This window comes from Bacillus sp. PK3-037 (assembly GCF_054161355.1).
In genome coordinates, this window is sequence record NZ_CP096408.1 from 1,472,129 (window position 1) to 1,492,874 (window position 20,746).

Consider the following 20,746-nt stretch of genomic DNA (forward strand, 5'->3'; position numbering starts at 1 on the left):
AGCCCTGTTAAAGAGAGAAGCTCCGTAAGCTGAAAGGAGCTTTATCAGAAGATCGGAGGAAGCTAATCCTGAGTGCAGTTAATCGCTGCCGCACATCCTGCGTTATTGGATGAAAGGTGACGGGCGAATGATAAGGCCCGTAATCAGGGTGGTACCGCGAGACAGCTCTCGTCCCTGTGTAAACGTGTGTTTGCATAGGGGGAGGGCTTTTTTGCTGTCACTGAGAGAATTTCGATTTTTATAGAGGAGGAAATACAATGAAACACTTAACTTCTGCTGAAGTGCGCCAAATGTTTTTGGATTTCTTTAAAGAGAAAGGACATGCTGTAGAGCCGAGCGCGTCATTGGTGCCTCATGAAGATCCTTCACTGCTTTGGATCAACAGCGGTGTTGCGACGCTGAAAAAATATTTTGACGGCCGCGTTGTGCCGGAAAATCCAAGAATCGTAAACGCTCAAAAAGCAATCAGAACAAACGATATTGAAAATGTGGGTAAAACCGCGCGCCATCACACATTCTTTGAAATGCTCGGAAACTTTTCCATCGGCGATTATTTTAAAGAAGAAGCGATCACATGGGCTTGGGAATTTTTAACGAGTGACAAGTGGATTGGTTTTGACGAAGAGCTTCTTTCTGTTACGGTTCATCCGGAAGATGAAGAAGCGTATGAGTTTTGGTCGAAAAAAATCGGTGTTCCGGAAGAAAGAATTATTCGCCTGGAAGGGAACTTCTGGGACATCGGCGAAGGGCCGAGCGGACCGAACACAGAAATTTTCTACGACCGCGGTGAAGCGTACGGAAACGATCCTGACGATCCGGAGCTTTATCCTGGGGGAGAAAATGACCGCTATCTTGAAGTATGGAACCTTGTATTCTCTGAGTTCAACCATAATCCGGACGGCACGTATACGCCGCTTCCGAAGAAAAATATCGATACAGGGATGGGGCTTGAAAGAATGGTATCTGTCATTCAAAATGTCCCGACAAACTTTGATACTGATTTGTTTGTCCCAATCATCAAAGCGACAGAAACGATTTCCGGTGAAGCTTACGGCCAAGATCATGTAAAAGACACTGCATTTAAAGTCATCGCCGACCACATCAGAACGGTTGCTTTTGCTGTCAGTGACGGGGCGCTTCCCTCAAATGAAGGACGCGGCTATGTATTAAGACGTTTATTGCGCCGCGCTGTGCGCTATGCCAAAACGATCAACATCAACCGTCCGTTCATGTACGATCTTGTGCCGGTTGTTGCTGAGATCATGGCTGCTTTCTACCCTGAAGTAAAAGAGAAGGAAGAATTCATCTCAAAGGTCATTAAAACGGAGGAAGAACGCTTCCACGAAACATTGAATGAAGGACTTGCCATCTTGTCAGAAATGATCAAAAAGGAAAAAGATAAGGGCAGCAGCGTCATTTCAGGTGCGGATGTCTTTAAACTTTACGACACGTACGGATTCCCGGTTGAACTGACTGAAGAATATGCGGAAGACGAGAACATGACAGTTGACCATAAAGGCTTTGAAGAAGAAATGAACCAGCAGCGCGAGCGGGCCAGAAATGCACGTCAGGATGTCGGCAGCATGCAGGTGCAGGGCGGCGCATTACGCGACGTAACAGAAGAAAGCACATTTGTCGGCTACTCTCAAACAAAGGCTGATGCCAATGTGATTGTGCTTCTGCAGGACGGCCAGTTAATGGAAGAAGCACATGAAGGCGAAACTGTACAGATCATTCTTGACGAAACACCTTTTTATGCGGAAAGCGGCGGTCAAATCGGCGACAAAGGCTTTTTGCGCAGCGAGCAGGCAGTGGTAAAAGTGAAAGATGTGCAAAAAGCGCCGAACGGCCAGCATGTGCATGAAGGTGTTGTCGAGAGCGGAACCGTTCAAAAAGGCATGCATGTAACAGCTGAGGTTGAAGATCATATGAGAAGCGGCGTGATTAAAAACCATACGGCAACGCACTTATTGCACCAGGCCTTGAAGGATGTTCTTGGAACGCACGTCAATCAGGCGGGCTCTCTTGTGAATGAAAATCGCCTTCGTTTTGACTTCTCACACTTCGGGCAAGTGACAAAAGAAGAACTCGAACGAATTGAAGTCATTGTAAACGAAAAGATTTGGGCAAGTATCCCGGTCAGCATTGATCTGAAACCGATCGCTGAAGCAAAAGAAATGGGAGCTATGGCTCTGTTCGGAGAAAAATACGGTGATATTGTAAGGGTTGTTCAAGTCGGAGATTACAGCCTTGAGCTTTGCGGCGGATGCCATGTCAGCAACACAGCGGAAATCGGCTTATTTAAAATCGTATCTGAGTCTGGAATCGGAGCGGGCACTAGACGGATTGAAGCTGTAACAGGACAAGGCGCTTACGTGGAAATGAACAGCCAGATCTCAGTTTTGAAGCAGACTGCCGACGAACTGAAAACAAATATCAAAGAGGTGCCGAAGCGCGTTGCTGCGCTGCAGGCTGAGCTGAAGGAAGCGCAAAGAGAAAATGAATCTCTTCTGGCGAAACTAGGCAACGTTGAAGCAGGCGCCATTCTGTCAAAAGTAAAAGAAGTTGATGGTGTCAGCGTGCTTGCGGAAAAGGTAAACGCCAAAGACATGAACCATCTCCGCACAATGGTTGATGAACTGAAAGCAAAAATCGGCTCTGCGGTCATCGTGCTTGGCGCTGTGCAAAATGATAAAGTCAATATTTCTGCCGGTGTTACAAAGGATCTGATTGAGAAAGGCCTTCATGCCGGCAAGCTTGTCAAACAAGCCGCGGAAGTTTGCGGCGGAGGCGGCGGAGGCCGTCCGGACATGGCACAGGCGGGCGGCAAACAGCCGGAAAAATTAGAAGAAGCATTGGCTTCTGTAGAAGATTGGGTGAAATCCGTTTTATAATTTGCCCATGTAGTGTAGAATGATGGTAAGATTAGGACCCCAGGCTGAACTTTGCCTGCGAATTTGGGAAAGAGGTGCAAAACGGTGAGCTCGTTTGATAAAACGATGAAATTTAATTTCTCCGATGATTCTGCCGAAACTAACGTAAATGAGGTGCTGATTACTGTGTATGACGCGCTTCAGGAAAAGGGCTACAATCCAATCAATCAGATTGTCGGATACTTGCTGTCAGGTGATCCCGCTTATATTCCTAGGCATCGTGACGCTCGCAATTTAATTCGCAAACTTGAAAGAGACGAATTAATCGAGGAATTGGTGAAGTCTTATTTAGAACAGCATAAAGAGGCGTAAATAAACAATGAGAATATTAGGGCTCGATTTAGGAACCAAAACACTCGGTGTTGCTCTGAGCGATGAAATGGGCTGGACTGCTCAAGGCATTGAGACCATAAAGATAAATGAAGCAGAGGGCGATTACGGATTACCCCGTTTATCTGAATTGACAAAAGACTATACTATAGATAAGATCGTGCTCGGCTTTCCTAAAAACATGAATGGAACAGTCGGCCCGAGAGGTGAAGCCAGCCAAACATTTGCGAAAGTGCTTGAAACAACGTACAATGTTCCTGTTGTGCTGTGGGACGAGCGTCTTACCACAATGGCGGCTGAAAAAATGCTGATTGCCGCTGATGTCAGCAGGCAGAAACGAAAAAAAGTCATTGATAAAATGGCGGCTGTTATGATTCTGCAAGGATATCTTGACAGCTTAAATTAAAGCCAGAGGTGAATATAATGGAACACGGCGAAAAAAATATTACAATTGTTGACGAGCAAGGAAATGAACAGCTTTGCGAAGTGCTGTTTACATTTGAAAACGAAGAGTTTGGCAAATCTTATGTGTTGTACTACCCAATTGAAACAAAGAATGACGAAGAAGTAGAAATTCTTGCTTCCAGCTTTACGCCAAACGAAGATGGTGAAGACGGCGAACTATTCCCGATCGAAACCGATGAAGAATGGGATATGATCGAAGAGACATTAAACACTTTTTTAGCGGAAGAAGACGAAGAGTAAAAACCGCGCCAAAAGCCGGAGCCTATACTGCTCCGGCTTTTTTTCTGTTTATAAAGAGACTTTTTTTGTAATAAATTGCCGAAACAGCATGAATCATGTAGTATAAAAGCTGATGGGAGGAGACCTTATGTATATTAATCAGCAAAAAAAATCATTTTTAAATAAAAAAAGAATTGTACTGTCTTCCATTATTGTGCTGCTTCTCATCATAGGCGGAGCATTTTTATATGGGAAATCACTGCTGGAACCTGTTGAAAAAAACAATAAAACGACAGTTAATATTAACATTCCGAGCGGATCGTCTGTATCTGCGATCGCATCGATTTTGAAGGAAAACAATGTCATAAAAAGTGAAAAGGCATTTCAGTACTATGTGAAATATAAAAAAGCTTCCGGATTCCAAGCCGGGTACTACCATCTGAACAAAGGAATGGATCTGGATGCCATTATCAAGAAGCTGACAAGCGGAGCAACAAACTACGCCTTTCAAATCACGGTCCCTGAGGGGAAACAGCTGACACAGATCGCCGACGCCATTGCGGAGGAAACGAAATACTCAAAAAAACAGGTCATGGCAAAGCTGGACGATAAAACGTTTATCAATCAGCTGAAAAAGGAATTTCCGGACACCGTTACAAACGATGTTTTTCAGAAGAATATAAAGCATCCGCTGGAAGGATACCTATTCCCGGCTACATATCCATTCAATGATCCGGATACGTCGCTTGAGAACATCATAACTGAGATGATGAAACAGACAGATTCTTATGTGAAAACATACAAAACAGAAATGAAGAAAGAAAAGCTTTCTGTGCATAAGCTGCTGACGATGGCTTCTTTGATCGAAGAGGAAGCGACTGAAAAAGCAGATCGCCATAAAATTTCCAGCGTCTTTTATAACAGGCTGAAAAAGAAGATGCCGCTTCAGACCGATCCGACCGTCTTGTACGCGGCTGGAAAGCATAAAGACCGGGTACTCTATAAAGACCTTGAAATCGATTCGCCGTACAATACGTATAAAAACACCGGTCTGCCGCCAGGACCGATTGCCAATGCCGGAATGTCATCATGGGAAGCTGCGCTTCATCCGGATAAAACGGACTATCTGTACTTTTTAGCAAAATCAAACGGTGAGGTCGTATTTACGAAAACATTAAAAGAACATAATAAAGCAAAAGAAAAATATATTTCGGCAAAAAATCAGAAATAAAAGGAGAGCAAAAGCTCTCCTTTTATTCGCATTCCGCAAGGTTTTATGATAAAATATATCGGGTTGTTTACTAACGTATACAAGTTGTGCTCAGAGAGTGTCCTGTGTCAAAGACTGGGGCACTCCTTTTTAGAACGGGAGGCTGTTTGTTGTGACAGACCGCTATGAACAAATAAATGACTATATAGAAGCATTATTGAAGCCTCAGCCGGATAACGTGAGGAAACTGGAAGCATATGCGGAAGAACATCATGTTCCGATTATGGAAAAAGCGGGCATAGAAGTGCTGCTCCAAATTTTGTCTGTCAAGCAGGCGAAGAAAATACTGGAGATCGGAACGGCTATCGGTTACTCGGCCATTCGAATGGCGCTGGCACTGCCGTCTGCAGAAATATATACGATTGAACGCAATGAGACACGCCATGAGGAAGCTGTTAACAACATAAAGGATTTTCAGCTTGATGACCGAATCCATGTGTTTTACGGGGACGCGCTCGAATTAGCAGAAGCAGTTCATGTCACAGCGCCATATGATGTGATTTTCATTGATGCTGCTAAAGGTCAATATCAAAACTTTTTTCATTTATATGAACCGATGCTTTCGCCAGACGGGGTGATTTTAACAGACAACGTGCTGTTTAAAGGTCTGGTGGCAGAGGATTACAGCAAAATAGAACCAAAAAGAAGGCGCAGGCTGGTATCAAAAATCGATGAGTATAATCATTGGCTGATGAATCATCCTGATTATCAAACTGCGATTATCCCTGTTGGGGACGGGCTTGCGATCAGTAAAAAGAAGAGGTGAACGTCATGAAAAAACCAGAGCTCTTAGTCACACCGACAAGTACGGCAGACATTTTGCCGCTGATTCAGGCGGGAGCAACTGCGTTTTTAGTCGGGGAACAGAGATACGGTCTGAGATTAGCGGGGGAATTTTCCCGTGAGGATGTAACGAAAGCGGTAGACATTGCCCATAACAAAGGAGCAAAAGTATACGTTGCCGTAAACGGAATTTTTCATAACGATAAAGTGGGAGAACTTGGCGATTATCTCGCTTTCTTAGCGGAAACGGGCGTTGATGCGGCTGTATTCGGCGATCCTGCCGTTCTTATGGCTGCACGTGAATCAGCGCCGGATCTGAAGCTTCATTGGAGCACAGAAACGACAGGAACCAACTATTATACATGCAACTACTGGGGACGTAAAGGCGCAGCTCGATCTGTGCTTGCCAGAGAATTAAATATGGACAGCATTGTCGAGATCAAAGAAAACGCAGAAGTGGAAATTGAAGTTCAGGTGCATGGAATGACCTGCATGTTTCAGTCGAAACGTTCCTTGATCGGAAACTATTTCGAATACCAAGGCAAAGTCATGGACATTGAAAGAAAGAAAAAAGAATCCGGCATGTTCTTGCATGATAAGGAACGCCATAATAAATATCCGATTTTCGAGGATGAGAACGGCACACATATCATGAGCCCGAACGATGTGTGCATCATTGATGAACTTGAAGAGCTGATAGATGCGGGAGTCGATTCTTTCAAAATCGACGGTGTTCTGAAATCATCTGAATACTTAGTGGAAGTCACCAGCATGTACAGAGAAGCGATTGATCTGTGTGCGGAAAACCGTGACGATTACGAAGCGAAAAAAGAAGACTGGATCGAACGTATTGAAAACATTCAGCCAGTAAACAGAAAAATAGATACCGGCTTCTTCTTTAAAGAAACGGTTTATTAATGAAAAGGAGGTTACGCTATGACTGCCGTAAATGATAAGATTTCTAAAATAGTGGATGGTAAGCGTGTGATTACGAAAAAGCCAGAGCTTCTCGCGCCTGCGGGGAATCTTGAAAAGCTGAAAATTGCTGTGCATTACGGAGCGGATGCCGTCTTTATCGGAGGGCAGGAATACGGGCTTCGTTCGAATGCGGATAACTTTACGATTGAAGAAATCGCAGAGGGCGTGGAATTTGCGAAAAAATACGGCGCGAAAATTTACGTCACGACAAACATTTTTGCCCATAATGAGAATATTGACGGGCTTGAAGATTATTTAAAAGCTCTTGGTGACGCCAATGTTGCCGGCATCATTGTGGCAGATCCGCTTATTATCGAAACATGCCGCAGAGTAGCGCCTCATGTTGAGGTTCACTTGAGCACGCAGCAATCTCTCTCCAACTGGAAGGCTGTTCAGTTCTGGAAGGAAGAAGGGCTTGACCGTGTGGTGTTAGCCCGTGAGACAAGCGCGCTCGAAATCAGAGAAATGAAAGAAAAAGTAGATATCGAAATTGAATCCTTTATTCACGGTGCGATGTGTATTGCATACTCCGGCCGCTGTGTCCTGAGCAATCACATGACAGCCCGCGATTCCAACCGCGGAGGCTGCTGCCAGTCATGCCGCTGGGATTATGATTTATATCAAACCGACGGTGCCAATGCCGTTGCTTTATACAGTGAAGAAGACGCTCCGTTTGCAATGAGTCCGAAAGACTTGAAGCTGATTGAGTCGATTCCGAAAATGATTGAAATGGGCATCGACAGCTTAAAGATTGAAGGACGGATGAAATCCATTCACTACGTAGCGACAGTTGTCAGCGTGTATCGTAAAGTGATTGACGCTTATTGCGCTGATCCTGATAACTTTGTGATTCAAAAAGAATGGCTGGAAGAGCTTGATAAATGCGCCAACCGTGACACCGCGACAGCTTTCTTCGAAGGAACACCAGGCTATGAAGAGCAAATGTTTGGCGAACACGGCAAAAAAACAACATTTGATTTTGTCGGCTTAGTGCTGAATTATGATGAGGATACACAAATGGTCACTCTTCAGCAGCGCAATTTCTTCAAAAAAGGCGATGAAGTAGAATTTTTCGGTCCGGAAATCGAAAACTTTACACATACGATTGAAACCATTTGGGACGAAGACGGAAATGAGCTAGACGCTGCCCGCCATCCCCTGCAAATTGTCAAATTCAAATTAGACAAAAAGATTTATCCGAGCAACATGATGAGAAAGGGGAAGTAACCACCCATGGGTAAGAGTCCAGTAGTCATTGGAATCGCAGGAGGTTCCGGTTCAGGAAAAACGAGTGTCACACGTTCAATTTATGAACAATTCAAAGGGCATTCGATTTTAATGATCCAGCAAGACCTCTATTATAAAGACCAAAGCCATCTTCCATTTGAAGAAAGGCTGAATACAAACTATGATCATCCGCTTGCGTTTGATAATGACTATTTAATCGAGCATATTCAAGACCTTTTGAATTACCGTCCGATTGAAAAGCCGATTTACGATTATAAGCTTCACACACGGTCAGAAGAAACGGTTCACGTAGAGCCGAAAGACGTGATTATTCTTGAAGGCATTCTTGTTCTTGAAGATAAAAGGCTGCGTGACCTGATGGATATCAAGCTTTACGTTGACACAGACGCTGACTTGCGCATCATCAGACGGATTATGAGAGATATTAATGAGCGCGGACGCTCTATTGATTCTGTCATTGAACAATATGTGTCTGTTGTCCGCCCGATGCACAATCAATTCGTTGAGCCGACAAAGCGATACGCTGATATTATTATCCCGGAAGGCGGACAAAATCACGTTGCAATTGATCTGATGGTCACAAAAATTCAAACCATTCTTGAACAAAACGCGATTTTGTAATACCATAGCATAGACATAAATAACTCTGACCATATTATGTATAGGCAGGAAGGGGATGTATAAATTCCCTTCTTTCCCTGTTTATAAACGCGAAATATTTGCAGAACCACAAGATTCAGTTTAAGATAAACAGTACCAATATGGGAGAGAAGAACGAGGACTGCCCTGTGTTCTCATTCTTGTATTTTAGTTTATGCTCTCATACATAATCGAAGATGTTGAGGGACAACCAGAAGGAGTGAAGGGACATGGCACAAGAGAAAGTTTTTCCTATGACTGTAGAAGGAAAACAAAAACTTGAACAAGAATTAGAATATTTGAAAACGGTTAAACGAAAAGAAGTAGTAGAGCGCATCAAAATCGCGAGAAGTTTCGGGGATCTTTCCGAAAACTCTGAATACGACTCAGCGAAAGAAGAGCAGGCATTCGTAGAGGGCCGTGTAACGACTCTTGAGAATATGATCCGCAATGCGAAAATCATTGAAGATGACGGCGGCTCTAACGTTGTCGGTTTAGGTAAAACCGTCACTTTCGTCGAACTGCCTGATGGTGATGAAGAATCTTATACAATCGTCGGAAGCGCTGAAGCTGATCCGTTTGAAGGGAAAATTTCAAACGACTCGCCGATCGCTAAAAGCCTGCTTGGCAAAAAGGTGGATGATGAAGTCACAGTTCAGACACCGGGCGGAGAAATGCTCGTGAAAATTGTGAAAATTTCATAATATCCGTTTAGCAAAGAAACACCTCGTCCACAATGTGGGTGAGGTGTTTTTTTATGAAGTTATCGAAACGAATGAAGCTGGCTGTCCTGGCTTTTTTAATCGTGTTTTTTCTGCTTTTGCTGAGGCTCGCGGAAATCCAGCTGTTTTTCACAGAATCATTTTCGAAAAAGAAAATTAATTTAATACAGGAAAGTGTGAATCAGCGAACAGAGGAAGTGCTCATTTCTGACGGCAGAGGATCGTTTTTAGATCGAAACGGCCAAGCGCTGACGGGCACAAGTGAGCCTGCAGTTGTCCTGTTCCCTTTTCTGTTAACACAGGACTGGCCGATTAAAAAAGTCGCAGAGATTCTCGGCATGTCTGAAGATGATTTGCATCAGACTCTTGCAAAATCGAAAAAACCAGTCATTTTACATCAAAAGAAAATCAAAACACTTTCGAAGGAATCTATCACAAAAATCAATTCTTTGAAATATCCTGGCATTTACGGCGTATATATGGAGAATGAAGACAAGCCCAGTCTTGCCTCGCATACGATAGGCACAACCAATCAAGATCCGGCGCTTCTCCGCAATAAGTATCCTGAAAAGGAAAACCTGCCGATTAAAACGAAAATCGGCACAACTGGTTTAGAACGGACATTTGATGAGTTTTTGCTCCCGGAACAGGACACGAAGCTTTTGTATCATGTGGACGGAAAAGGAAACCCTTTGTTCGGCATGGACGTCAAATATACAGCTGAGGCCAACTCATTTTATCCGCTCCAAGTCAAAACAACGATTGATCAAAGCATTCAAAAAGCGATAGAAGGCATACTAGATGATCAGGGGCTGAAAAAAGGAGGAGCGGTGCTGCTGGACATCGAAAAGAGCAGTGTGTTGGGCATCGTAAGCAAACCGGATGCCGATGTGTCCAGACAAAACACGCTTCAAAATTACATGCTGACGCCAATCTATCCCGGCTCCGTTTTTAAAACTGTGATAGCGGCAGCTGCGATTGAGCATAACGCGGTAAAGCCGAGTCAAACCTTTAATTGTAATTTAAATCTGTACGGCGAACCGGGAGACGATAAAGGAACTCTGTCCTTTGAAGAAAGTTTCGCGCAAAGCTGCAATTACACGTTTACAAGTCTTGCCGAACAATTAATGAAGAAAGACCATTCCGTCATTGAAGACATGTCAGAAAAGCTGTCCCTTACAGATCGGGCAGGCTGGGAAGGAAAACTGTACCACGAGTCAGATTTCCGCCAATTCTATAATGAAAAAAGCGGCGTGATTTGGGGGGATGAAAAAGACAAATCAGTCAAAAAAGCAATTGCGCAAACAGCGATCGGGCAGAAAAATGTAAAGGTAACGCCGCTTGAGGTAGCTAATATGATGGCGACAATCGCCCGCGGCGGTGAAAAGCGGCAGGTGAAAATCGCAGAGCAGATTGAATACAAAAACGGCACAACGCTCGTCAAGTTTAAAGACCAGAAGCTTAAAGGAGAAACAATAGACAAATATACGGCACAGCAGCTTCAAAAAATGCTGCGGCGGGTGGTGGAATCTCCTTCCGGAACGGGCAGAAGGTTTCAGGATCTTTCGTATACTGTAGCAGGGAAATCAGGCACCGCTCAGACAGGCAAGCTTTCAAAAGATAAAGAAACGCTTTATGAAAAATGGTTTGCCGGGTATTTTCCCGCGGATAAGCCGAAATACGCGCTTGTCGTATTGCACATGGATACGCCGGGGGATAAGGCTCTGACAAATTCGGTGTTTTATGATATTGTTAAAAAAGTACACGAAATTGAAATCAATCAGAAATAGAACAACTTCTCAGCACATGGTAAAATATATGCTGAGCCAAGAGGGATAAAGGAGTGCAGAATTATTGAGCAATAATCAATCTCGTTATGAAAACCGTGATAAGCGCAGGAAAGCTAATTTAGTGCTTAACATCTTAATCGCAATCGTATCTATTCTAATTGTTGTAGTAGCAGCCAATCTCTTCATTAACAGTCCTTCTAGCAAAGATGTCAGCAAGGATTCTGAAACGGCGCAAAAACAGGAATCTCCGGCTTCAGGAAAGACGGAAAAGAAATCGGATGAGGATATAAAAGACAGTAAGAAAGATACATCTGACAGCGAAAAGGATTCTGAGAAATCTTCTGACTCAGATTCAGATTCCAAAAAAGATGATGCTTCTAAAAGTGATGACTCTGATTCTGATTCAGACTCAAGCTCAAATTCAGATGACCCGCTTAAAGACGCAAAAGTCACAGAAGGCGGCTCATCAAGTGATGTGGAAAAAACGTATGAAAATCCTGACTGGAAAGCAGTCGGAACTGAGCAGAAGGGCGAGCATGCCGCCACTTATGACTCAAGCTCACAAGACTGGGCTGAGATGCTGAAAGCCATATCATATGCAACCGGTGTTTCAACAGATAACATGACCGTGCTCTGGCTCGGAAATAACGGCAGCCCTCAGGATGCCAAAGGTAAGATTTTAGATAAAACGAGCGGAGAGAAATATCAAGTAACGATTACATGGGTTGATGAAAAAGGCTGGAAGCCGACAAAAGTAGAAAAATTAAAATAAACAAAAGCAGCCGAATCTTTCGGCTGCTTTTGTTTTACACCTCAGCTGCAAAATGAACAACGGCGCTGTAAAAAAATTTTCCGTCTGCCACAGCTGTTTGATGCGAGACAGATTTCACACGCAGCATGATCGCTTTATTGTTTTCAATTTGAGTGTTGATTTTCTTTTCAAGCTCCTGCAATGATGCCGCTTCGAAAAATTCTACTTTGTCTTTAATCAGATCCAATTGAAAATTCATCTTTCGATCCCTCCGCCTTTACAAGTCATATGAAGTATAAGCCTTTTTACGCTGTACGTGCAATATATGACTGGATAAAAAACACAAAGTGTTTTAGTACCTACTTTCAAGAAGATATGGTAAGATAGGAACTGTTCCATCATTAATTCATAGTATACTTATAGGAATTATAAAATATGGAGTGTGACAACTATGGGACGTGAATTTATCCCTCTTTTTGAGGATTGGGCCGCAACTTACGATCAAACAGTTCAAGGTTTTGATATTCAGTATAAAGAGGCGTTCAGAGGCTATGATGATATTTTGAATGCCATTGTCAGCCGGTCAGGGATTCGTGTGTTAGAATTTGGGCCAGGGACCGGCAACTTGACAGCGAAACTGCTTGAGGCGGGAAAATCTGTATTTGGAGTCGAGCCGTCTCCGGCGATGCGCAAGTTAGCATCTGACAAGCTCCGCGGCAGGGCGGAAATTGTTGACGGAGACTTCCTGACATTCCCTGAACCGCCATTTCAGGCTGACACGATTGTCAGTTCTTATGCTTTTCATCATTTGACTGACGAAGAAAAACGAGCCGCAATAAAGCAATATGGCAAATACCTTCACATGCATGATAAAATAGTGTTTGCCGATACTGTCTTTGAACACGAGGAAGCGTATAATCAAGCCATTGATAAAGCACGTTCTCAGGGCTTTTATCAGCTGGCGAATGATTTAAAGACAGAGCATTATCCCACATTGGAAACGATGAAAGAGATGTTTACAGCTGAAGGTTTTGCAGTCCAATTCATTCAGCAAAACGACTTCGTGTGGATAATGGAGGCGATCAAACGGTAAAGTGAAGGGAATGTGTATAGATGAAACTAGCAGTCATCGGAGCAATGGAAGAGGAAGTAACCATCCTAAGAAACAAACTGGAAAATGCAAAAACAGAAACGATCGCGCACTGTGAATTTACAACAGGCCAATATGAAGGAATTGAAGTCATTCTTTTAAAATCAGGAATCGGAAAAGTGAATGCTGCGATCAGCACGACACTTCTGCTTGATCGCTACAAGCCTGATTATGTGATTAACACAGGCTCAGCGGGCGGATTTCATCATACACTGAATGTGGGAGACGTCGTCATTTCTACTGACGTTCGCCATCATGATGTAGATGTAACGGCCTTTGATTATGAATACGGACAGGTGCCAGGCCTTCCGGCTGCTTACGACGCAGATGAAAAGCTGATCAGCATTACTGAAGAAGCGATTTCTGAACTTGACGGCATTCAAGTTGCAAAAGGAACGATCGCAACAGGCGATTCCTTTATGAATGATCCGAAGCGGGTTGAAGAGGTGCGTGCGAGATTTTCTGATCTGTATGCGGTTGAAATGGAGGCAGCGGCAGTCGCTCAAGTGTGCCACCAGTTTAAAACGCCGTTTGTTGTGATCAGAGCATTATCTGATATCGCAGGAAAAGAATCACATGTATCATTTGACCAATTTTTAGAGCAGGCCGCTGTTCACTCAACAGAGCTTGTGTTAAAAGTAATCAAACGAATTCATTAAAACGGGGGGAGTGTTCTCCTCCGTTTTTCCTAAAACAACCTCTATCAAGGAGGAGGACATATATGACAGTTATTACGGACATTACCGAGCTGATTGGGAATACACCGCTTCTCCGCTTGAAGAATTTTGATATTCCTGAAGGTGTGGCTGTATATGCCAAGCTGGAAATGATGAACCCTGGCGGAAGCATAAAAGACAGACTGGGAGATATGCTGATCCGTGACGCCCTGGATTCAGGCAAAGTGAGGCCCGGGGGAGTCATTATAGAGGCCACGGCCGGAAATACAGGTATCGGGCTTGCTCTTAACGCCAGAAAACATGGTTTAAAAGCCATTTTCTGTGTTCCGGAACATTTCAGCAAAGAAAAGCAGCAAATTATCCAGGCGCTAGGAGCGTCAATCGTGCATACGCCGCGTAAAGACGGAATGCAGGGAGCCATTCAAAAAGCGATACAGCTGGAAAGGGAAATTGATAATTCCTATTGTGTTTTGCAATTTAAAAACCAAGTAAATCCATCAACTTACTATAAGACTCTTGGACCTGAAATATGGAAAGCGCTTGACGGCAATATTCATACGTTTGTCGCAGGGGCAGGATCAGGAGGCACATTCGCGGGAACAGCATCCTTCTTAAAAGAAAAACATCCCGTTGTCAAAACAGTGATTGTCGAACCGGAAGGCTCCATATTAAACGGCGGAGAGCCTTATGCTCATAAAACAGAAGGGATCGGCATGGAGTTTATCCCTGACTATATGGATGAAAGCCATTTTGATGCAATATATACGGTAACTGATGAGAATGCTTTTAGACTTGTTAAAGAAGCGGCTGAAAAAGAAGGCCTGCTAATCGGAAGCTCTTCAGGTGCAGCGCTTTATGCGGCATTGGAGGAAGCGAAAAAATCGTCTGCCGGCACAAATATTGTCACAGTATTCCCAGACAGCAGTGATCGGTATATCAGCAAACATATATACGAAGGAGGCATCTGATATGAAGAAAAAAACATTGATGGTACATGGCGGGATCACAGGTGATGAGAAAACAGGAGCTGTTTCCGTTCCGATATATCAAGTGAGCACGTACAAGCAGCCGAAAGCAGGCCAGCATACCGGCTATGAATATTCAAGAACGGCCAACCCGACAAGAACTGCACTGGAAACGCTTGTGACAGAGCTTGAAGCCGGGGAAGCAGGTTATGCGTTCAGCTCAGGAATGGCTGCAATTACAGCTGTTATGATGCTGTTTAACAGCGGAGACCATGTGGTTTTGACTGATGACGTGTACGGCGGGACATATCGAGTGATGACAAAGGTGCTTAACCGTCTCGGCATTGAATCAACTTTTGTGGACACAAGCAGCAGAGAAGAAGTCGAAAAAGCGATTCGTCCCAATACAAAGGCAATTTATATTGAGACACCGACAAATCCGCTTCTCAAAATCACCGATTTATCACTGATGGCAGATATTGCGAAAAAAGCGGGTGTTCTTCTAATCGTAGACAACACCTTTAATACACCATATTTTCAGCAGCCGCTTACTTTAGGCGCTGATATCGTGCTTCACAGTGCGACTAAATATCTCGGCGGACACAGTGATGTTGTCGGCGGTTTAGTTATTACAGCTTCGAAAGAGCTTGGAGAAGAGCTGCATTTTGTGCAAAATTCAACAGGCGGCGTGCTCGGCCCTCAGGATTCATGGCTGTTAATGAGAGGGATCAAAACACTGGGGCTCAGAATGGAAGCAATCGATCAAAACGCCCGGAAAATCGCAAGCTTTCTTGAGCAGCATCCTGCTGTTCAAACGTTATATTACCCTGGTTCTCCAAACCATCCGGGACATGAGCTTGCGAAATCTCAAGGATCAGGCTTTGGAGGCATGATCTCCTTTGATATTGGCAGTGAAGAGCGAGTGGATGACTTTTTAGGCAAACTTAAGCTGTTTACAATTGCAGAAAGCCTGGGCGCTGTAGAAAGCTTAATTTCTGTTCCGGCTAGAATGACACATGCCTCTATTCCGAGAGAGCGCCGGCTTGAACTCGGCATTACAGACGGCTTGATCAGAATCTCTGTGGGAATAGAAGATGGAGAGGATTTGCTGGAAGATATTGAGCAGGCTCTTCACATTTTATAACAAATGGATAGATTTACTTTCTCTGTAAGCTGCCAGATTATATTATAATAGTCGTATACTATGAATCTGGCAGGTGATTCTTTTATGAAGAAGAATAGAATGAAATCATTAAAAGAAGACTACAAGCATTTCGCTTTTACCTTGCTTGCAGTCAGCACTTTTTTATATATAGGCGCGGTTCTTCCTGATCAGGGCTTAACGTTAGGCCAGAAATCAGTTATGTTTATGACGGATTGCGTATTTTTAGCCGGCGCTTTCTTTTGCGCCGACCGTTCACTCGTATATAAGAAGCGCTTGGAGGAAGCCGACGAATAAAAAACAGCCATCAACTGATGGCTGTTTTTTGTTATTCTTCCCGCAGCTCTTTTCCCATGCCTTTTAAAAACTGAAGGCCGAAGCCGACGGCTCTGTTGATGTCAGGATCGTTCATTGCTTTTAACAGGTCGAGAATCCCAACTTTCTTGTCTTCTTTTAAAAAGCTTTGCGCCTGTTCGGTTCCCGCCATTACGCTTTCTAAAAGCTTGCCTGTAAACGCAGGATCAGCCTTTGTCAAAGCGCCTCCAGCCGCCATCATCGTGTTGATGAGGTTTGTGACAGGCTCGCGAGATACCTGGCCAAGCGCGATTTTGGCGATGTCTTCTTTCGCCCTCAGCATACTTGCTGCTGCATCAAAGATGCCAAGCTCATTAAGTTCACTCATTAACGTCATCGTTTTCGAGACGGCATCCTCATTTTCCGTCAGCAGCTCCTTCAGCTCCTCGATTTTCTCAAGCTTGATTTGCTCCGCTGTTTTTGTTTCTTTTTTGATCGTTGTAATCGGAGTGGCCATTTTCGTTTCCCCCTTTCATTTAATCAGTCAAATGGACATAACCCGGACGGTTCCATTTTCTTTCTGCCTCGACGCCGTTTTGCGGATTCCGTTTCTTGTTACGCGGATTTGTTTTAGGAAGCGGTGCGCTTTCGCAGCCTCCAAGCACCTCCATGCGAACCTTCGTCTGTTTGTAAGCAGGCGTGTTCGTGCGTTTATCAGCCGCAGGCCCTGTCAGGAAGTTAATCGCTGAGTCCTTGTCTGTCGAGTTCATCGGCAGGTAGAGTTCATTTTTTCGCACACGGTCAGTAATGAGCGCATTTAATTTAACAGCTCCGAACGGAGAAACGAGGCGAACCAGTGAACCGTCACAAATGCCGCGCTCCTGTGCAAGCTCCGGCGATACTTCGACGAATACATTCGGCACTTTGGATTGAATGCCTTTCGATTTATTTGTCATATTTCCTTCATGGAAATGCTCAAGCATCCGGCCGTTATTGATGTGAAGATCATATTCTTCAGGGAAAGCGGCAGGTTCAGTCCAATCAGACAGTGCAAAACGGGCTTTTTTATCTGGGAAATTAAATCCGTCTTCATACAGTAGCGGCGTGCTTTCACCTGTGAAGCTGCCCCATAGGAAGCTGTTCCAGCCTTCAAGCACCTCATAGCTGGCTTTTCCAAACAGAGGAGAAAGGTTCGCCATTTCAGAGAAAATATCGCTTGGATGGCTGTAGTTCCATCCGGCTCCTAAGCGGTTTGCCACCTCTTGAATAATCCACCAGTCCGGTTTCGCGTCTCCAAGTGTCGGAAGCGCTTGATACAATCGCTGCACACGGCGCTCTGTATTGGTAAACGTTCCATCTTTCTCAAGAGATGGAGTGGCAGGCAAGACGACATCGGCATATTGCGCTGTTCTTGACAGGAAGATGTCCTGAACCACGAAGAAATCAAGGCTTGATAAAATATCATGCACATGGTTCGCATTCGAATCGACCAGTGCCATATCTTCACCAACAAGGTACATCGCCTTCATCTTGCCTTCTTCAATGGAATGAAGCATTTGAATATTGTCTAAACCTGGTTTTCCTTCAATCTCCACACCATAAGCCTTTTCAAATTTGGCGCGTGCTTCGTCATCTGTAATATGCTGATATCCCGGAAGCCAGCCAGGCAATGTTCCCATATCGCAGGCGCCCTGAACGTTATTGTGTCCGCGCAGAGGATAAGCGCCGGCACCCGGACGGCGATAGTTGCCTGTTGCCAGAAGCAGGTTTGAAATCGCTGCTGACGTATCAGAGCCGCCCGTATTTTGAGTAACACCCATTCCCCAAAGAACACAAGTGCCGTCAGCATCACGAATCATCTCGGCAATTTGAATGATGCTTTCTTTTGAAAGGCCTGTGATGCGTTCCGCATAATCAAGCGTATAGGTTTTAAGTGTTTCTTTATAATCTTCAAAGTAATTCACGTTCTCATCAATAAACGCTTGATCATGCCAGCCTTGGTCGATCATATATTTCGTAACAGCCATCAGCCAAACTTGGTCTGTGCCTTGTTTAGGACTGATGAACAAATCAGACCGCTCAGCCATCTCATTTTTCCGCAGGTCGGCAACAATCAGTTTTTGTCCATGGAGCTTGTGTGCCCGTTTGACCCGTGTTGCGAGCACCGGATGTCCTTCCGCCGGATTGGCGCCGACGATGATGACGAGTCCGGCCTTGGCAATATCTTTAATCGTGCCGGCGTCACCGCCCATGCCGACCGTACGGAACAACCCGTCTGTAGCAGGAGACTGACAGTAGCGAGAGCAGTTATCGACGTTGTTTGTTTCAAATACCTGACGCGCTAATTTTTGAATGACATAGTTTTCTTCATTCGTGATTTTAGAAGAAGAAATAAATCCGACAGATCCGTTGCCGTACTGCTCCTTAATTGATCCTAATCTGCTTGCGACAAGATCCAGGGCCTCTTCCCAAGAAGATTCAACAAATGCCCCGTTTTTACGGATTAAAGGCTTTGTGATCCGCTCTTCAGAATTAACGAAATCCCAGCCGAATTTTCCTTTCACACATGTAGAAATCGCGTTAACCGGAGCGTCAGAAACAGGCTGGATCTTTAAAATATCCCGTCCTTTTGTCCATACTTCAAAGGAACATCCGACACCGCAGAACGTACATACCGTTTTTGTTTTTTTCGTTCTTGTTTCACGCATTGCCGCTTCAACTTCAGAAATGGCAAAAATGCTGCCGTACCCCGGTTCAACATTTTTGACAAGGTCAATCATTGGTTCCATGACATCCTGCTTGATGCCCGTCATAAAGCCAGCCTGGCCAAGCATTGATTTTTCCATCAGTGCATTACACGGGCAAACCGTGACACATTGGCCGCAACTGACACAAGAAGATTCATTGATTGAAACTCCTTCATCCCAAATCACCCGAGGGTGTTCGCGTTCCCAATCGATTGAAAGTGTTTCATTTACCTGAAGGTTTTGGCACACCTCAACACACTGGCCGCAGGCAATACATTGGTTTGGGTCATATCGGTAAAACGGGTGAGACATATCAACCGCACAAGACGGATCTTCTTTTGGCGTATAAGGATATTTTTGATGCTCAATCCCCATCATTTCCGCTGTATTATGCAGCGTACAGTTCCCATTGTTATTATCGCAAACCGTGCAATACAGCAAATGATTTTCAAGAAGGCGGTCCATTGCTTCGGTTTGTGCCTCTTTCACCCGATTTCCCGAAAGATCAATTGACATTCCGTTTTCAGCGACCGTAGAGCATGAACGAACCAGCTTGCCGTCTGCCTCTACAATGCATGTATCGCATGTTTGAATCGGATCAACCTCTGGGACGTGGCAGATTTGCGGATACTCAATCCCATTTTCATTTAAAATATCTAAAATTGTGGCCCCTGCTCGTGCTTGAATTTCTGTTCCGTCAACGCGGACACTGATCGACTTATCGTCCATCATATTCATATTCCCCTCCATCTTTCTTTCAAGAAGTCAAAAAAAGCCATGTATAGATACACCTGTCTTTCATTCACAGAAGGTGTAAACACACATGGCGGAATAGTTCACTAGCAAGTCTTACTAACAGACCAATCCTGGATTTTTATAAACCGATAGACTCATAACAAGATCCTATTACAAATCCATCAACACTGCTTTTATTATAAAGTGATATTTATTATAATACAATATGACAGGAAAATTTTAACCAAGTGAAATGTCCTGAGGGGAACCGGGAACGGCCTTTTTTAAGGCAAAATCGGAAGGGGTAATCAGCATGTCAAAGAAAATTCATGAGTTCAATGATATTATTCGAAAACTTCGCAAGGAATTGTTCGGCAAAGGACCTGAACGGATTCACACGGTATTTGTAGATAATATGGCTGTGTCGACGCTCTACGGCAACCTGAGCGCGAGCGAGCAGTTTATCGCCCGCACGCCTGAGGGAAGAGAAATGGTGCATGCGGCCCGGACAAGCCTGATTCAAGACCTTTACTCTAAAAAAACGCCGGAAGGAATGGAGGAGCTGATCGGGGCTAAGCTTGTTCATTTGTTTTCTGATATCAAAATTGAAGAAAATATCGCCGTATCTGTTTTTGTCTTTGACCGAAACATTGATGACCAAAAAGAAGTCCTTTTTAACTAGCATAGTTGCCATTGACACAAAATTGTCACATTTGATATGATGTTTTTACTGCAGTTATAGAAGGACAAAAGCAATGGAATGTATGCACGAACTGTATATATTCTCTATCAATATCTTAATTCTGCTTGATATTGTTGTATGGGTATGCATACAAGTTAGGCAGCATTCAAACGCCTGATGGATACAGGTTATTTGAGTGCTGCCTT

General features: G+C 44.1%; 21 protein-coding genes. 18 read left to right on the top strand and 3 right to left on the bottom strand.

Translation table 11 applies throughout. The annotated features are described in order from the left end of the window. Nucleotides 1-257 precede the first annotated feature (257 nt). From alaS to M1D69_RS07585, 12 genes are all read left to right on the top strand, one after another. A complete protein-coding gene (gene alaS, locus M1D69_RS07530; protein ID WP_458104118.1) occupies nt 258-2,894 on the top strand; it encodes an alanine--tRNA ligase in 2,637 nt (878 codons plus the stop codon). 84 nt (nt 2,895-2,978) lie between these two features. Further along, complete coding sequence (locus M1D69_RS07535; RefSeq protein WP_003225903.1) at nt 2,979-3,245, top strand: IreB family regulatory phosphoprotein; 267 nt, start codon at nt 2,979-2,981, stop codon at nt 3,243-3,245. A gap of 7 nt (nt 3,246-3,252) precedes the next feature. Then, a complete protein-coding gene (gene ruvX / locus M1D69_RS07540) occupies nt 3,253-3,669 on the top strand; it encodes a Holliday junction resolvase RuvX (protein WP_024122301.1) in 417 nt (138 codons plus the stop codon). Nucleotides 3,670-3,686: 17 nt separating this feature from the next. Further along, on the top strand, nt 3,687-3,968 hold the full coding sequence (locus tag M1D69_RS07545; protein ID WP_105953513.1) for a DUF1292 domain-containing protein: 282 nt from the start codon (nt 3,687-3,689) through the stop codon (nt 3,966-3,968). Nucleotides 3,969-4,095: 127 nt separating this feature from the next. Further along, nucleotides 4,096-5,178 (top strand): endolytic transglycosylase MltG, encoded by a 1,083-nt coding sequence (gene mltG / locus M1D69_RS07550; protein ID WP_105990309.1) that lies wholly within the window; start codon nt 4,096-4,098, stop codon nt 5,176-5,178. 151 nt (nt 5,179-5,329) lie between these two features. Further along, nucleotides 5,330-5,983 (top strand): O-methyltransferase, encoded by a 654-nt coding sequence (locus M1D69_RS07555; protein WP_024122299.1) that lies wholly within the window; start codon nt 5,330-5,332, stop codon nt 5,981-5,983. Nucleotides 5,984-5,988: 5 nt separating this feature from the next. Next, a complete protein-coding gene (locus M1D69_RS07560) occupies nt 5,989-6,918 on the top strand; it encodes a peptidase U32 family protein (protein ID WP_458104117.1) in 930 nt (309 codons plus the stop codon). A gap of 18 nt (nt 6,919-6,936) precedes the next feature. Next, the gene (locus M1D69_RS07565) at nt 6,937-8,205 is read left to right on the top strand and encodes a peptidase U32 family protein (RefSeq protein WP_044154332.1); all 1,269 of its coding nucleotides are present in this window, start codon (nt 6,937-6,939) and stop codon (nt 8,203-8,205) included. 6 nt (nt 8,206-8,211) lie between these two features. Continuing rightward, nucleotides 8,212-8,847 carry a uridine kinase gene (gene udk, locus M1D69_RS07570; protein WP_010335100.1) on the top strand — a complete coding sequence of 212 codons (636 nt, stop codon included), beginning with the start codon at nt 8,212-8,214 and terminating at the stop codon, nt 8,845-8,847. A gap of 248 nt (nt 8,848-9,095) precedes the next feature. Further along, entirely contained in the window at nt 9,096-9,569 is a 474-nt protein-coding gene (gene greA / locus M1D69_RS07575) for a transcription elongation factor GreA (protein ID WP_010335099.1), read from the top strand. A gap of 53 nt (nt 9,570-9,622) precedes the next feature. Continuing rightward, on the top strand, nt 9,623-11,377 hold the full coding sequence (locus M1D69_RS07580) for a peptidoglycan D,D-transpeptidase FtsI family protein (RefSeq protein ID WP_024122296.1): 1,755 nt from the start codon (nt 9,623-9,625) through the stop codon (nt 11,375-11,377). A gap of 64 nt (nt 11,378-11,441) precedes the next feature. Beyond that, nucleotides 11,442-12,149, top strand: coding sequence for a YrrS family protein (locus M1D69_RS07585; protein ID WP_458104116.1), 708 nt, complete (start codon nt 11,442-11,444; stop codon nt 12,147-12,149). 34 nt (nt 12,150-12,183) lie between these two features. Here M1D69_RS07585 and M1D69_RS07590 read toward each other — a convergent pair whose 3' ends face one another. Further along, nucleotides 12,184-12,387, bottom strand: coding sequence for a YrzA family protein (locus M1D69_RS07590; RefSeq protein WP_024122294.1), 204 nt, complete (start codon nt 12,385-12,387; stop codon nt 12,184-12,186). A 192-nt stretch (nt 12,388-12,579) separates the two neighbouring features. Here M1D69_RS07590 and M1D69_RS07595 point away from each other — a divergent pair, with 192 nt between their 5' ends. The 5 genes from M1D69_RS07595 to M1D69_RS07615 all read left to right on the top strand — a co-directional run bounded on the left by M1D69_RS07595 (nt 12,580) and on the right by M1D69_RS07615 (nt 16,379). Then, nucleotides 12,580-13,221 carry a class I SAM-dependent methyltransferase gene (locus tag M1D69_RS07595; RefSeq protein ID WP_024122293.1) on the top strand — a complete coding sequence of 214 codons (642 nt, stop codon included), beginning with the start codon at nt 12,580-12,582 and terminating at the stop codon, nt 13,219-13,221. Between the two features lie 20 nt (nt 13,222-13,241). Then, a complete protein-coding gene (gene mtnN, locus M1D69_RS07600; RefSeq protein WP_458104115.1) occupies nt 13,242-13,937 on the top strand; it encodes a 5'-methylthioadenosine/S-adenosylhomocysteine nucleosidase in 696 nt (231 codons plus the stop codon). Nucleotides 13,938-13,999: 62 nt separating this feature from the next. Further along, the gene (locus M1D69_RS07605) at nt 14,000-14,923 is read left to right on the top strand and encodes an O-acetylserine dependent cystathionine beta-synthase (RefSeq protein WP_458104114.1); all 924 of its coding nucleotides are present in this window, start codon (nt 14,000-14,002) and stop codon (nt 14,921-14,923) included. Between the two features lies 1 nt (nt 14,924). After that, nucleotides 14,925-16,064: a bifunctional cystathionine gamma-lyase/homocysteine desulfhydrase gene (locus tag M1D69_RS07610; RefSeq protein ID WP_458104113.1), complete on the top strand. Its 1,140-nt coding sequence runs from the start codon at nt 14,925-14,927 to the stop codon at nt 16,062-16,064. Nucleotides 16,065-16,148: 84 nt separating this feature from the next. Beyond that, on the top strand, nt 16,149-16,379 hold the full coding sequence (locus M1D69_RS07615; protein WP_010335091.1) for a YrhC family protein: 231 nt from the start codon (nt 16,149-16,151) through the stop codon (nt 16,377-16,379). Nucleotides 16,380-16,410: 31 nt separating this feature from the next. Here the strand turns inward: M1D69_RS07615 and M1D69_RS07620 are convergent, their stop codons facing one another. Next, complete coding sequence (locus M1D69_RS07620) at nt 16,411-16,893, bottom strand: helical membrane plugin domain-containing protein (RefSeq protein ID WP_010335090.1); 483 nt, start codon at nt 16,891-16,893, stop codon at nt 16,411-16,413. 19 nt (nt 16,894-16,912) lie between these two features. Continuing rightward, nucleotides 16,913-19,855 (bottom strand): formate dehydrogenase subunit alpha, encoded by a 2,943-nt coding sequence (gene fdhF, locus M1D69_RS07625; protein ID WP_458104112.1) that lies wholly within the window; start codon nt 19,853-19,855, stop codon nt 16,913-16,915. A gap of 316 nt (nt 19,856-20,171) precedes the next feature. Here fdhF and M1D69_RS07630 point away from each other — a divergent pair, with 316 nt between their 5' ends. Beyond that, nucleotides 20,172-20,540 carry a DUF2294 domain-containing protein gene (locus tag M1D69_RS07630; RefSeq protein ID WP_458104111.1) on the top strand — a complete coding sequence of 123 codons (369 nt, stop codon included), beginning with the start codon at nt 20,172-20,174 and terminating at the stop codon, nt 20,538-20,540. Nucleotides 20,541-20,746: the final 206 nt, after the last annotated feature.